Origin of the sequence: Bacillus sp. FJAT-27916 (assembly GCF_001183965.1) — a bacterium.
Lineage (GTDB): Bacteria > Bacillota > Bacilli > Bacillales > Pradoshiaceae > Pradoshia.
In genome coordinates this window covers 1,652,646-1,666,959 of record NZ_LFZV01000001.1, presented here as the reverse complement: position 1 = coordinate 1,666,959, position 14,314 = coordinate 1,652,646, and the positions used below count along the sequence as shown (strand labels likewise).

At 43.7% G+C, this 14,314-nt stretch carries 15 protein-coding genes; 3 read left to right on the top strand and 12 right to left on the bottom strand.

The genetic code is table 11. From position 1 onward, the window contains the following. Positions 1–19 precede the first annotated feature (19 nt). The 6 genes from gpsB to AC622_RS08040 form a co-directional block, all read right to left on the bottom strand. A complete protein-coding gene (gpsB, locus tag AC622_RS08060) occupies positions 20–331 on the bottom strand; it encodes a cell division regulator GpsB (protein ID WP_049670604.1) in 312 nt (103 codons plus the stop codon). Positions 332–403: 72 nt separating this feature from the next. After that, positions 404–958, bottom strand: a complete 555-nt coding sequence (locus tag AC622_RS08055; protein ID WP_049670603.1) for a DUF1273 domain-containing protein — start codon at positions 956–958, stop codon at positions 404–406. A 72-nt stretch (positions 959–1,030) separates the two neighbouring features. Next, positions 1,031–1,402: a CotD family spore coat protein gene (locus AC622_RS20625; RefSeq protein WP_197089917.1), complete on the bottom strand. Its 372-nt coding sequence runs from the start codon at positions 1,400–1,402 to the stop codon at positions 1,031–1,033. Between the two features lie 85 nt (positions 1,403–1,487). Beyond that, positions 1,488–2,762: a ribonuclease H-like domain-containing protein gene (locus AC622_RS08050; RefSeq protein WP_049670602.1), complete on the bottom strand. Its 1,275-nt coding sequence runs from the start codon at positions 2,760–2,762 to the stop codon at positions 1,488–1,490. Continuing rightward, positions 2,752–5,019: a DEAD/DEAH box helicase gene (locus tag AC622_RS08045; protein WP_049672848.1), complete on the bottom strand. Its 2,268-nt coding sequence runs from the start codon at positions 5,017–5,019 to the stop codon at positions 2,752–2,754. The genes AC622_RS08050 and AC622_RS08045 overlap by 11 nt, the downstream gene beginning before the upstream one ends. Before the next feature lie 121 nt (positions 5,020–5,140). Continuing rightward, positions 5,141–5,923, bottom strand: a complete 783-nt coding sequence (locus AC622_RS08040) for an alpha/beta fold hydrolase (RefSeq protein ID WP_049670601.1) — start codon at positions 5,921–5,923, stop codon at positions 5,141–5,143. A gap of 165 nt (positions 5,924–6,088) precedes the next feature. Between AC622_RS08040 and AC622_RS08035 the strand changes: the two genes are divergently transcribed. Beyond that, entirely contained in the window at positions 6,089–6,538 is a 450-nt protein-coding gene (locus AC622_RS08035) for an Hsp20/alpha crystallin family protein (protein ID WP_049670600.1), read from the top strand. A gap of 45 nt (positions 6,539–6,583) precedes the next feature. Here AC622_RS08035 and AC622_RS20415 read toward each other — a convergent pair whose 3' ends face one another. From AC622_RS20415 to AC622_RS08020, 3 genes are all read right to left on the bottom strand, one after another. Beyond that, the gene (locus AC622_RS20415) at positions 6,584–7,276 is read right to left on the bottom strand and encodes a YppG family protein (RefSeq protein WP_053103731.1); all 693 of its coding nucleotides are present in this window, start codon (positions 7,274–7,276) and stop codon (positions 6,584–6,586) included. A 242-nt stretch (positions 7,277–7,518) separates the two neighbouring features. Further along, positions 7,519–7,872, bottom strand: a complete 354-nt coding sequence (locus AC622_RS08025) for a YppE family protein (protein WP_049670599.1) — start codon at positions 7,870–7,872, stop codon at positions 7,519–7,521. 53 nt (positions 7,873–7,925) lie between these two features. Beyond that, positions 7,926–8,204: a hypothetical protein gene (locus tag AC622_RS08020; protein WP_049670598.1), complete on the bottom strand. Its 279-nt coding sequence runs from the start codon at positions 8,202–8,204 to the stop codon at positions 7,926–7,928. A gap of 590 nt (positions 8,205–8,794) precedes the next feature. On the opposite strand from AC622_RS08020, the gene recU reads away from it, so the two are divergent. Both recU and AC622_RS08010 read left to right on the top strand, forming a co-directional pair. Beyond that, entirely contained in the window at positions 8,795–9,418 is a 624-nt protein-coding gene (gene recU / locus AC622_RS08015) for a Holliday junction resolvase RecU (protein WP_049670597.1), read from the top strand. A gap of 18 nt (positions 9,419–9,436) precedes the next feature. Then, complete coding sequence (locus AC622_RS08010) at positions 9,437–12,193, top strand: transglycosylase domain-containing protein (protein WP_082197069.1); 2,757 nt, start codon at positions 9,437–9,439, stop codon at positions 12,191–12,193. Between the two features lie 97 nt (positions 12,194–12,290). Here AC622_RS08010 and AC622_RS08005 read toward each other — a convergent pair whose 3' ends face one another. The 3 genes from AC622_RS08005 to AC622_RS07995 form a co-directional block, all read right to left on the bottom strand. Next, positions 12,291–12,767 (bottom strand): YpoC family protein, encoded by a 477-nt coding sequence (locus AC622_RS08005; protein ID WP_049670596.1) that lies wholly within the window; start codon positions 12,765–12,767, stop codon positions 12,291–12,293. After that, positions 12,764–13,420 carry an endonuclease III gene (gene nth / locus AC622_RS08000; RefSeq protein ID WP_049670595.1) on the bottom strand — a complete coding sequence of 219 codons (657 nt, stop codon included), beginning with the start codon at positions 13,418–13,420 and terminating at the stop codon, positions 12,764–12,766. Before nth ends, AC622_RS08005 begins: the two co-directional genes overlap by 4 nt. Positions 13,421–13,482: 62 nt before the next feature. Then, positions 13,483–14,169 (bottom strand): DnaD domain-containing protein, encoded by a 687-nt coding sequence (locus tag AC622_RS07995; protein ID WP_049670594.1) that lies wholly within the window; start codon positions 14,167–14,169, stop codon positions 13,483–13,485. Positions 14,170–14,314 lie beyond the last annotated feature (145 nt).

Genomic DNA, 14,314 nt, shown 5'->3' with positions numbered 1-14,314 from the left:
AAAATTGCATTGGAAGTTATTACTCGTACAGTTTGCTTCCAAAAACATGCTTTTCCAGATTGGATAGGCGTTTTAAAATATCAAAATTGGTTGTACCCGCAGGTGTTTGCTGCACCGGTTGAACAGTCTTTTTAGGCTGATCCTCCAATTGCTTCTTCAGTTTCATGTTTTCTTGCAAAAGAAGCTCATATTCCTGGTGCATGACTTCGTAATCCTTGATGATCAAATCGAGATACTGATCTACCTCTTCTTGCTTGTAGCCTCTGACCCCTGTCTTGAATTCTTTCTCCAGGATATCTTTTGCTGTCAACTTGGTTTTATCTGAGAGCATTTTCTTCACCTCAAATTCCTACGACTAATACTTTTATTTTTTCAAAAAAAGTGCTGTTTGTCAATTTACCTTTTAATAATCTTGCCATTGCTCTTCTTCAATCAAGCTTTCAAGGTCCCAAAAGGTGATTTGGAAAATCGGATAATCTTTTTTATCCTGCTTTTTTTTGGCCTCCATCCAGCTGTATTTCGGGCTTCCATCCTTTTCCTCTTCATAGAGGATGAGCATCTGATCACTCTTGTCAACCAGGAATTGATTGCGAAGCTTCAGCTGCCAAGGCCCCTCATACGGCTTCTTAGAAATAGCCTCTACATAATCCGCCTGAAGCAATACCTCTTCATATTGTTCCTTTACGCCCTCTTTCCAATTCTCCTCCTGATTCAAAAAAGGAAGCAGCACACCAAGCTTAAGCTCAGGATATTCCTCCTGCAAATCGAACACCACATTGGCGGCCCAAAGTTCCACGCCTGGCTGCCCCGTGATTAAGACCCATTCCAAGTCTTGATCCAGCATGTCCAGCAAACGAGCTTTAATGGCTTTCTTTATGTATGGAATCCCTTGGTGTCTTTGGTCGTATATCCCAAGTTCATAGGCTTTATATCCGGTTACAAATACTACTTTACCCATTTTTTCACTTCCCGATGCTTATCCTAAATGATTTCATTAAAGAAAGGAAGAGGCATTAGCCCCTTTCCTTTTTTAGCAGCCAAACCCATGGCCGTGGTGGCCATGACCATGGTGGGATGGACCACCGTGCATTGGTCCTCCAAACATAGGACCGCCGTGCATTGACGGACCGCACCCTGGTGCTGGCGGGCATGGAGCACCGCATTGGATTTCTTGGTTAAATACAGGGTCCGCACATTGATAAGAATGCGGGTACATATGTTCATGTTGAAAGACGTGATTATTCACTTCCAATGTTTGCACAGGGTGGACATGCGGCACGATAACGGTATAACAATTTTCCTTCACGAATTGAATAGGTTCATGGCAAACAGGCGGGCAAACTTGTGTTTGATTGCAACCCGGCACCGAAATGGGACCGCAGAAATTATGATGACCATACATAGACTTATTCTCTCCTCTCATCATCCTGTTGTACTTACATTAATAAGGTATGAGGGACATGTATGCTTTGCACCGAGACATTCACCTATTTTCCTATTCGCTCTAGCATTTGAAGGCATTTACGTTCAAGGCGTTCGATTCGTTTTTGAAGTTCTCCTGCCTTCAAGGCGGCTTTTTGAATTTGATTTTTCACAACAGTATCCAGCGCTGCCTGTGCATGACTGAGGGCCGTATCATAATCTTTCACCCTATGCTCATAGTATTTGGCAAGCTCTAAATAGGACAGTGCCTTTGTCTCTGACCTATTGGACATAGCCGCTTCCTCCCACAGCTCAGCCGCCGCACGGAGGTTGCCGCTCCGCTTATGTTCATTCGCCAAATGAAATTTCACGGTCAGTACATCCTCCTCTGCCGATTCAGTGATGCCTCTTTCGAATGACTGAATGGCACGGTTTCTCTCCTTCAGCACAGAGAACCATCTTGCTAATTCAAAGGAATCCTCATGCTCGGCAAACTCCTGATTCAATAACAAGGCAGATAAATGGATATACAGCGAAATGAGGGAAAGGACATCCTGCTCATTATGCTTCATGATCTTAAAGATAGCTTCCGGGTCATGCCGATCTACGTAGTCAAAATAAATCATAGGAGCCAAATAGCCCGGTATGTCATCCTCCCGCTTAAAGCCAAGTACCTCTTCCTCAACTACAGCAAGCTTAACGCGATCAAGCTTATTCTTCCAAAGTCTGCGTGCCGCATGATAAAGGTCAAAATGACCGAACCTAGGGAGCTTAGGCAGCTGCCCTCTAAGCATCGTATGCTGGGAGACAACCTGAGGCCAATCAAATGATTTTCCGTTATAGGTGACAAGCTTTTCATATTGAACGTTATCAAAAAATGTTTTATAGAACGGAAGCTCATATCCAGGGCGCGGAAGAAAATGCTGACGCACCTTGACCATTCCATCCTCAATGAATGCATAACCAAGAAGAAAGATCGAGGTACCCGCTCCCGTGCCAAGACCGGTCGTTTCTGTATCAAAGAAAAATAGTTGATCAGCCTGAATCCCCTTAGCTGATAAGGGGTGAGACAAATCTGATTCATTCCAAATACGGACGATGTCCAAAAGCATATCAAATGTATACTTGCCATGGCGGTGAGTTAACGGGTAGCTCACCTCTCGAATAAGGCAATACTCCTCTTCCATAAATACAGCCCTTGCTCCATACTCCTGCCATTCATCATAATGAGGAATTTCAGTCTGCTTTAGAGCCGGCTCTCTGACTTCCTTCGCCTTCACATCGCCATTCCCCGTATTTAGATGAACTTTCATTCGATTGAGTTTATGTTTAATGGACATGCTTTATGTCCTCTTTTCCATAGCGGCCTGCGAAAATCGCCAGGATCTTAAGTGCATCCTGCTTCATTGTCTCGCCGCCTCCCTCTGTGCCGACGCAGCTTGGACAGCCGGAATCACAAGGACAGGCCGCTATCGCATCAATCGTCGCTTCAATGATGGCTGCGCTATGTTCAAACATATATTTACTTAGACCGATACCGCCCGGATAATGGTCATAGACAAAAATAGTCGGCAAATCATTATGAGTGGCCTTCACCTGCGGATACACATGGATATCCCCAGGGTCGCACATGACATACACCGGAATAATTCCTCTTAAAGCATGGGAGGCACCCATCAAGCCTTCTTCAAGCCGCTCCTCCTTCCAATCTGACAGACCCATATTCAAGGAAAGCATGCAGGCATTCGTATGGATTTCTTCTTCAGGAAGGTGAATAGGACCTGAACCAATATTCTCATGTGTATCAAACTTGATTTTCTTAAATATCGTCGCCATCGCCCTGACGGATACATCTCCAAATGTCACAGATGTTTGCTCACTTGTCTTACGCTCATCGATTTCTAATACATCGACCTGTACAGCCAGATTTGCATCGGTATAGTAATCAACCTTTACTTCTCGTACATATGCCTTTTTCTCTTCCCAATCCAAAAATTCCACCTGATATTGGATTCCTTGATGGAGGTAGATTGCTTCATCATGCAGGAGTGTCATGGCACTGAAACGATCGGTTTCGCCAATTACACGCGGCTTCGGGCTGGTACGGTCAATAATGACCACATTTTCCTGTGAGGCTGAACGAAGGCTAATCTCATGAGCCGGGAATGCATCATTCATCCAATGCCACATATTCTTGTTCTTATGCAGCACATGCTCCTCCGCTAAATAGTCCAGAATCTCTGTGATTTCGGCAGCACCGAATCGTTCCCCTTCCTTGAAAGGAATCTCAAAGGCAGCACATTTCAAGTGGTCAACGAGAATGACAAGATTATCCGGGTTGATTCTCGCTGTTTCCGGATTGCGATTAAAGAAATAATCAGGGTGCTGTATCACAAACTGATCAATCGGACTTGATGAGGCGACCATAATAATCAGCGCCTCCCCATGCCGTCTGCCCGCACGTCCTGCCTGCTGCCAGGCACTGGCGATGGAGCCGGGGTAACCTGTCATGATACAGGCCTGAAGCTGCCCGATATCCACACCTAGCTCAAGGGCATTCGTGCTGACAACGCCGTAAATGGTGCCTTCCCTCAATCCCTTCTCGATTTCTCTGCGCTGGGTCGGTAAATACCCGCCTCGATAACCGCTGATGGCTTTAGGACCTAGTTCCTTTGATACAAGCTCCTGAAGATAGGTCAGAAGGATTTCAACCCGAACCCGGCTTCTGGCAAACACGATGGTCTGTATCTTATTACGAAGCAAGTCACTGGCAATCTTCCGAACCTCAAGGACAGCACTTCTTCGAATATTAAGGGGCTTATTGACAATCGGCGGGTTATAAAAGACGAAATGTTTCTTCCCTGCAGGAGCGCCATTCTTATCAACCAGCACCATCTCTGTTTCCGTCAGCGCCTCTGCTAATTCCTTCGGATTAGCAATCGTCGCTGATGTACATATAAAGAGCGGATCGCTGCCATAGAAACGGCATATACGCTTCAGCCTTCGTATGACATTCGCCGTATGGCTGCCAAAGACCCCCTTGTACGTATGCAGTTCATCAATCACCACATATTTCAGATTCTCAAATAAGGAAACCCATTTCGTGTGGTGAGGCAAGATTCCGGAATGGAGCATGTCTGGATTTGTGATAACAATATGCCCCGCCTTACGAATCTTCTGCCGAATGCTTGTAGGTGTATCACCGTCATACGTATAGCTGTTAATCTTCAAGTCTGCTGCATCGATTAATTCCTCCAGCTCTGACTTTTGATCATAGCTCAGTGCCTTTGTCGGAAATAAATATAAGGCTCTCGTATCCGAGTTCTCAAGAATGGTTTGGATGACGGGCAAATTATAACAAAGGGTCTTGCCGGATGCAGTCGGGGTAACGGCGACTATATTCCTTCCGCCTCGAATAGAACGGTATGCTTCGCTTTGGTGGCTATATAATGAAGAAATCCCTCTTGCTTCAAGGGCTGTTCGCAATTGCTCGTGAAGATCATTTGGAAAAGGCGCATAAACTGCCTCCTTTTCATCAATCGTATGCCAGAAGCTGATCTGGTCTTTGTATTGTTCATCTGTCAGCAGGTCGTTCATGATATCCGCTAAACTTTTCTTCCTGAACACGTTCACACCTCATTTCTGTCCTCATTGTAACCGAATGAACGTTCTCTTGTGAAGAAAAAAGCCGCATCTTTTCCTTGATGCGGCAATTGATTTATTTCTTTGAATTTTCGTCCACGAAAGAAGCAACGGCACGGCTTACCTCATCGGGTGTCTCAAAGATTCCCATATGACCTGCCTCTTCAATTAATGCCTTCGTCACATGACTTCCATTTGCCGTAAAAGTCTTTTCAGGGGAAATCACTTCATCCTGTCCCCCGGCTACAAGCAGAACGGGAAGACGGTCATTCTCCAAAACATGGGTTAAATCCTCTCGATTCCTCATCGCCATCAAAGCCCCGATGACACCTTTTGGATTGGTTTCAATTCCAATCTCAAAGAGCTTTTTTATGACATCCTTTTCAGTCTCTCTCGTTCGTTCAGAGACAAGCTTTGGTACGAGCTCTTTCACGAATAAGTCCACTCCTTGCTGCGAGACCTTTGACACACCTGCAGAGCGGTTTTTCTTTGCTTCCTCGCTGTCAGGATATGCGGTGGAATGTATGAGCCCATAGCCGCCAAGAATCTCTGGGTGATGTTTGGCTAAATCAAGCGTGATATACCCGCCCATTGAATGGCCGAATAGAAAAATATTCTGCAGGCCTTTTTCCTCAATAAAGGCAAAAACATCCTCAGCCATGTCATGGATGCTATATCCTGGTTCCACAGCCTTCGTTTCTCCATGCCCTCTCATATCCAGTACCACCACATGATGACTTGGCGACAGACGTGCCTCCACCTCTTTCCAGTAATCCTTGTTTCCGCAAAATCCATGAATCAGCAGGATGGTCTCCCCCTCTCCTGACTCTCTATATGCAAGCTTCACTCGTTCAGCCATATTCATTAACTCCCTTCAAATATTCATCCATTCCTTATAGTGTACATGACAATCACGAAAGATTTATATCCATATTTCTTTTCTCCCACGTAAACTTCCACTAACCCAAGAACAGGGAGATGCATATCATATGGGTAGAATTCGAATCAAGAGGAGGAAATAGACATGGCTCATAACAATCGGAACGAGTTATTGGAACCTTTCCGCCAATTCATTTCCCAAATGGATAATCTATTGTCAGAGAAAACCGGCAATGGATTATTGCAATCGATGGATGGCTTCTTCCAAAACCAAAAGCTGTTCTCAAGTTTCCCAATGGAATGGGAAGAAACGGACACCCACTATATCATCCACGCCCATATAGCAGGGGTGGATAAACAATTTATTGAAATTGACATCTCCGGCAGCCGGCTGACCATCTCTTATGAAACAGAGGAGCGCCGGCCAGCAAACCATGAAAAAGGGACACCTTCCTCAGTGGAAAGACGAAAAAAAGCGAGGAGCTTCAGCTTCACTGAGCCAATTGATGAAGAAAACATTCAGGCTACCCACGAAAATGGACTCTTGACCGTATCTGTCCCAAAATCGAAAAAAAAGCGCATATCTATTCGTTAAAAAAGATCAAAATAAAACTGCCGACAACAAATGTTCGGCAGTTTTTCATGTTCCTACTTTAAAAATGGATCCAACTCCCTTTACGAGATTAGAAACTTGGTTCATTGTATTCAGCATCTGTCCGGTTGTGTCCATCATTTTATTAAAATCAATGCTGCCTTCCTGGTTCTTAAACTGATTCAATACAGAGGAAATATTATTTCCTTGGTTCTTTTGCAGAAAGCTTGGCTTTGGATAAGGATGTGTAATATTCATCACTGGCTGTATTGGATAAAAGTCCTCATCCTGCTGGTAAAGTGGATTTTGAAACGGGTTAGGCTGCTGTTTCGGATATGGATTCATCTCTGGTGCCATTGGATAAGGCGGATAACCATTAGGCATCTGATTCTGGTAAGCGCCCTGCATCAGGGGGGCAGAATTCGGCATTCCCCCCTGTGCGGGAGGCATTTGATAAGGTTCCAGATTGTACGGTGTCATTAACGGACCAGTATACCCCTGATTTGTCAGCGTCGTATCTATAGGACCGGACACCTGATATACCGTGCTCTGTTCAAGATATCCAGGCCAGCTTTGTGCGGGGCCTTGATAAAAAGGCTGCGTCTGAGGAAAGCCCCCTCCTTGGTGCCAATTGACCCCGTTGGCCTGATACTCATAGCCAGGCATACCGGGAGACCAATTCATCATAGAATTCGGTTCTGCACCCTGTCTGCGTTTTTTCTTCAGAAGGTCTTTAAGCATGCCATCCTCCTCCGTTCTGCTTATTTATCATTACTATATGAGGAAAACGGGCATGAGTGCATTTCTCATTACTCTAAATAAAAACCTGATTCCATTTTTAGAAATCAGGTTTTTATTCGCTAATCCATTTTTATTTTAGGACCACTTACATTCCTCGCACATAAGCGGCTGACTTTGTTTCCCGTAGAAAAACCCGCTGCTAAGTGCGTATTGTTTATACATCCAAGCCTCATAGACGCCTTTTATGAAAGCAGCTGCTTTACCTGTTCAAGAACATAGGCTGAAGCGTTGCAGTGTTTAATAAACCGCGATTTGCTTGATTGAGGGATGTGGCAGTGCACAGACACCTGCAATAAATTATTATGTGTATTTTGAATTTGGAGGGGGCTAATATGCTTAGGCTTTGCCGCCTTTTGCCATTCTTTAGCCAAATCCTCCCATCTGTCAGCCAATTCTTTCACTTCATCTGCATAGGGCTTAATGACCTGGTAGAAATCAAATGTCTTTTCTTCTTCCCTAGCCTGTCGATAAATTTCTTCTGCCTCAGCCACTTTTGAAAGCAGCAGCTCGGTTAATTGTGCTAATTCCTTCGTCATGCCAGCCATCCTTATTTTTTATTGCTGATTTAATCCAGTCTCTCTTCAAACTATCAGAAATCCGGGACAGTTGCCACTTTTATGCCGCCATGATGGCGATTCACGGCTTCCTTCTCAAGCTGGCGTCCATATTTCAAGTGCTGGTCTATTTTTGTATCCACAACATCCATTCTTGCCTCCAATTCTCTTGAACGATTCTTTATGAATAAATGAAATTCAGAGAGTGTCTCTTCATATTTTTTCTCCGTCTTGCTGATCATCTTTTCTTCCAGGGCCGCAATTTCCTCTTCCAATTCCTTTAGGACGGATACAAGCTTTTCTTTGGAACTCATGACTAGCACCCCTTTCATCTTTCTTCTTAACTCTAAGGTTTCGCCCTCTTATTTTAATTCCCTGCACTGCCGACAAAACTAGAAGCATATCGGCAAAGAAACAAGGATAAGTCAATACATGCCCCTCCTTCGACAGCATGCATAAAAAACGTGATGAGGTGAGAACCTAAATGTCAGGAGGTGCAGGACATGAAAAACAAAAACACATCAAAGGCACAAGATGAGAAAAAGAAAAGCATTCCCAAAAACAATACGGGCAATCCGAAACTTGACGGACCAGATCGTCCATCAACATAATTGAAAAAGAGCCTTTTAGGAGAAGAACCAGTACAGCAGGTGTATTGGTTCTTCTCCTTTTTATGTTCATTCCTTATGAGCTGTACGCTCCCTTTGACGAATTAGAAATATTATAATAAACTTCTCTTTACCAAGTTAACACTAATCCCAATATTAGACAGTCATAAGCAAATATCGATAAAAACGGTAGAATAAAGTAGAATTGTGATAAATATTGTCAGCCGAAAGACATGATGTTTTTTACAATTCTCGCAACATTTTTGTTATGATTAGGTAGGACTTGGAGGGATACTATGGCTATAAGATATCCTAATGGAAAAAAATACATCCCAGCTGAAAATGCTCAAAATCAAGTGAAAAAGCCTGCCCAGAAGAAACTGGACTACTCAAACAGAGGTATGACGCTGGAAGAAGATTTGAATGAGACAAACCAGTACTATATTGAGAATAATATCGCGATTGTCCATAAGAAACCTACCCCAGTACAAATTGTCAACGTCTCTTATCCAAAAAGGAGTGCCGCTGTCATTAAGGAGGCCTATTTCAAGCAAGCCTCCACTACGGACTATAACGGTGTGTACAAAGGACGATATATCGATTTTGAGGCAAAGGAAACCAAGCTTCAAACTTCATTCCCATTGAAGAACTTCCATGAGCACCAAATCGTTCATATGCAGAATGTACTTAACCATGGCGGGATAGCATTCATCATCATCCGCTTTAGTCAAACAGAGGAAATATACTATCTGCCTGCTGAAACATTAATCGACTATTGGGAACAAATGCTTGCAGGCGGAAGGAAGTCAATCCCTAAGAAAGATATCGAACGTTTTGGTGATTTGATTCCAATAGGCTATGCACCAAGGATCGATTATATTAAGATTATGAATAGGAAGTTTGAATGGGATTTATCCTGAAAGGAAGGGTAATCATTAATGTCAGATCAATATAAAACAAGAGAAGAAAAAAGAAAGCACGCACAAAGGAATAAGAAACAGAAAAAACAATCTAAAGGACTCATTAAGCGAATCGCGGTCATTCTGTTAATGCTTTGCATCGTGGCAGCGATTTCGGTTGGCGGTGTGTTCGCTTATTATATTTCCACAGCGCCGAAAATCGATGAAGAATCCCTCATTGATCCAATCTCCTCCAAAATCTACGATAAAAACGGAGATCTATATACCGAGATTGGCTCTGAAACAAGAGATTATGTAGAATACGAAGATATCCCGGATTTAATGGAAGATGCCATAATTGCCATTGAAGACGTCCGATTCTATAAGCACCACGGGATTGATATAATTCGTGTCGGAGGGGCCATTGTAGCCAATATCACGGGCGGATTCGGTTCACAGGGTGGAAGTACGATCACCCAGCAGGTTGTCAAAAACTCTTTCCTTCAATCTGAAAAAACGATTAAGCGTAAAGTACAGGAAATGTACCTTGCTTACCAATTGGAGCAGGAGTACAGTAAGGAACAAATCTTTGAAATGTATGTCAACAAAGTATATATGTCCTCAGGTATCCACGGCTTCTCTACAGCCTCTAAGCTCTATTTCGGCAAGGATTTAAATGAGCTTACATTGGCTGAGGCAGCAACTCTTGCTGGAATGCCGCAAAGCCCGAATAACTACAATCCATTTGATTATCCGGAAAAAGCGGAGAAACGCAGAAACATCGTTCTCCAAGCGATGGAAAATGCCGGCTTCATCACAGCTGACGAACGGAAGGCCGCTCAAGCAGAAAGCCTCCAAGACAGTCTTGTTGCTGATGGCGACCGTGACGAAACAGGAACGAAATACAATGCCATAGTGGACCAAGTTATTGAAGAGGTAGAAAAGCTTGGTGATTACAATATTTACACAGACGGCTTATCTGTCTATACATCCATTGACCCGAAAGCACAGGAGTTAATGGAGAAAATCCTTGATTCAGATGATTATATCGCCTACCCTGATGACAAGTTCCAAGTCGGCTCTGTTTTCATGGATACAAAAACAGGCGAGATTTATGCGATTGGGGGCGGGCGTAACCAAGAAGTAACCCGTGGCTTCAATTATGCGACCGACCTGAAAACAAGGCAGCCTGGTTCTACCATCAAACCGCTGATTGATTATGGTCCAGCCTTTGAATATCTTCAATGGTCAACCTACCATCCGCTGGTTGATGAGGAATACCAGTATTCAAGCGGACAGACTGTTGGCACAGCCTACAGCTCCTATAAGGGTCAAGTTTCCTTGCGCGAGGCACTCTATATGTCCCTAAACGTACCAGCTGTTAAGACCCTCCAAGAAGTCGGTGAGAAGAAAGCAGGCGAGTTTGTAAACAAGCTAGGCATTGATTTTGGTCCAATTTACGAGTCTTCTGCCATCGGCGGTGTTGAAAAAGGAGCTTCCCCTCTTCAAATGGCAGGTGCCTATGCGGCATTTGGCAATGAAGGGGTTTATACAGAGCCTCATGTCATCAAGAAAATTGTGCTGCGAGATAACGATACAGTCATCGAGACCGCACCAGAATCAGAGGCAGTCATGAAGGATTATACAGCCTTTATGGTGACCGATATCCTTAAGGATGTTATGACGAAAGGTACGGGGACACTAGCAAATATCTCTGGACTCCCAGTAGCAGGAAAGACGGGTACAACTAACTACTCTGCAGAGGACCGGGCAAAATACAATATCGACAAATCGAAATCACCTGACTCATGGTTTGTCGGATATACAACGAACTTTACGATGTCTGTATGGACAGGATATGATAAACAGTTTGAAAACACCTTGGGCAAGGATGAAACAAAAATTGCACAGAAAATATTTAAGGCAATGATGCAAGAAATGTCCTCAGGCGTAGATACTGAAGACTTCAAACAACCTAGCTCCGTTGTAGAGCTGGCTATTGAGAAAGGCTCAAACCCAGCAGCTATTGCAGGAGCACATACACCAGACAGTCAAAAGGTCTATGAATACTTCGTTAAAGGACATGAGCCATCTAAGACATCTACAAAATACGAAAAGCTGGCTGCTCCAAGCGGCTTGACCGCATCGTATGATGAGACGGCTAACAAGATTAATGTCAGCTGGAATTATGATGCTTCTGCTGATGCTGAATTTGATGTAAAAGTAGCTGTTAATGGCGGTTCAGCCAATACTTTAACGAACACTTCTGATACGTCATTCAGCATGAATTCACCGGAAGTGGGCAACACCTATGTATTCTCTGTCACCGCCAAGGTAGATGGTCAGGAAAGCGACCCTGCCTCCGTATCTGTTTCGATTGAGGAGGTCATTGAAGAAGAGCCGGAAGAGGAAGAAGAACCGGCTGCCCCTGAAACAGACGAAGAGAAAAAGCCAGAAGAAAACGAAGATAAGAAGCCTGATTCGAACGAAGATGGTTCAGATCAAGGAAATGACGAGAATAAAGATGAGGAGTCTGGCAACACCGATTCCGGTGATTCAAACGAGGACACAGGAAATCCAAATGATGAATCTGACTCCGGTAATGATTCCGGAAATGGTAATGGTAACGGAAATGGTAATGGAAATGACAACGGAGGCAGCAATGATTCAGGCTCAGGCGATGATGATAATGGAGCAACACCCAGAAGCCAAAATGATGAATCAGCAAGCCTTATACAATCGATGATCCCGGCCTTTATCCGAGATGCGTTTGATTTCCGTCTTAAAATTGCCTAACACATAAAGAGAGCACCCGGACTAAATCTGGGTGCTCTCTTTCATACATCGAACACAAAAAAGGACAGGCTGGTTCAACTAGCCTGTCCTTTTTTGCTCATAGTTTCTTTAGTGCAATCAATTTTGCGACCATTTTCTTTTGTTCTTCCATTAAGCTTTTCAGCTGCATAAAGGCCGGATAGGTATTAGGTCTATGAAGGATATAGCTGATCCGTTCATCCACATTGACTGGTTTATGAGCCATGGCTTGCAATTCCTCGTTAAGTTCATCAAGGTTTACAGGCTTTTTATTCGACCAGAAAAGAATCGACAAGAATAGCACAATCCCTCTTTGCATATAAGGCTTGATCTCTTTCGTTTGACGATTTGCCAACAGCCCTTCAGCCGCTTCTGAAACAGCTTCCCATCCACTCCATATATCGTTTTGAATAACGGCAATATGCTGCCATGGTTTATATTCGCCCTCAAGCTCATCATACGGGAATCCGCTTTCCATTAGACTCAGATCCCATTCTTTCAGGGATTCAGCCTTTATATGGCCATACGTAAATTGTAACACTTCATATTTTCTCATTTCTTCCCAGCTGCTTTCATTCGTTTTTTCCCTTCCCTGCAAAGAAGGAGCAGTGGACAAACCTCACATTTTGGCGATTGCGCCTTACAATGGTATCGGCCAAAGAATATCATGCGGTGATGGGTGATGGACCACTCATCCTTTGGAATTCTTCTCATAAGTGTCTTTTCCACTTCAAGTACAGAATCCTTCCACCTGCAGATTCCAAGGCGCTTGCTTACCCTCTCGACATGCGTGTCCACGGCAATAGCCGGTACATCATAAGCAACCGATACAACAACATTCGCTGTCTTCCTACCTACTCCCGGAAGCTCTGTCAGCAGATCGCGGTCATTAGGAACAACCCCATTGTATTTCTCTAAAATAATTTGAGACAGCTTTTGGATGTTCTTTGCTTTATTACGATACAATCCAATGGAACGAATATCATTTTCCAGCTCGCTAAGGGGAACAGCCAGAAAGTCCTCAGGCTTCTTATACTTTTGGAACAGGTTCTTCGTCACTTTATTCACCAATGCATCCGTACATTGTGCGGACAGGACAACCGCGACGACCAATTCGAATGGATTGGAATGATTTAATTCACAATGTGCATCAGGGAATAGCTTTCCCATTTCATCTAGACAATAACGAATTTGCGTATTATTCAGCATACCTTCTCCCTCTTTCCCATGAAAAAAACCGGAGATTTCCCTTCCGGTCTGATAAATATATACTATTCTAACCAATTATATAATGGCAAGTCTTTCGCCGTCGGGACTGCTTTGACAGACGGCTTCTTCTGATAGCTTCTGAATCTTTCTCCGTGGTCTTTAGCCTGTTCTAATGTTTTGACCCCGTGCTTCTTCCAATCAAACAAAATTCGGTCGATATAGCGGAAATTAAGCTTGCCTGATATGACTGCCTCTTTCAGGGCAGCTCGGACCAGCTCTGGTTCATGCTTATCCTCATCAAGCCACATCGATAATGTTTCCCCTTCAAACGGAGATAACGGGCGCCCAAATTCTTTTTCAAAGATCGCATACAGGGATTCACTCTTCTGTACCTTTTCTTCAAAATCTGCCTGCTTCGCTTCTTTTAAAAAGTGATAAGCAAGCTTCTCATTTAACGGCTTGATAGAATAGCTTTCAAAGCCGGGTTTCACATCCTCAGTAATCTCCAAAAATCCATTCTGTACAAGCTTTCTCAAAAGCACCGTACAGTCCATCTCCGTTAAATTCATGACTGCGGAGATTTCGGCAGGCGTCGGAAATGCCTTGCCGTTCAAATTGAAATTATGCACCTGTAAGAGGAGCATTACTTCTTGTTCTGTCAATCCCATTTCCTTATAATGGCTCAGCAAGTAGGAAGGAATAATAACAGTCGGCTGGTTCATCCATTCGGATAGATTTTTCATAGTCATAATTCGACACCTCTGTCTTAGTATATCATGTAGGTCCGTTTGGAAGTACAAAAAAAGGGTTCTTTTTCAAGTGTTGGGGTAGAGTCTTTTTGCTCTATCCCTTATCCTAATGAATCGCCGATGTTTTTATATTGGGAGAAGGATT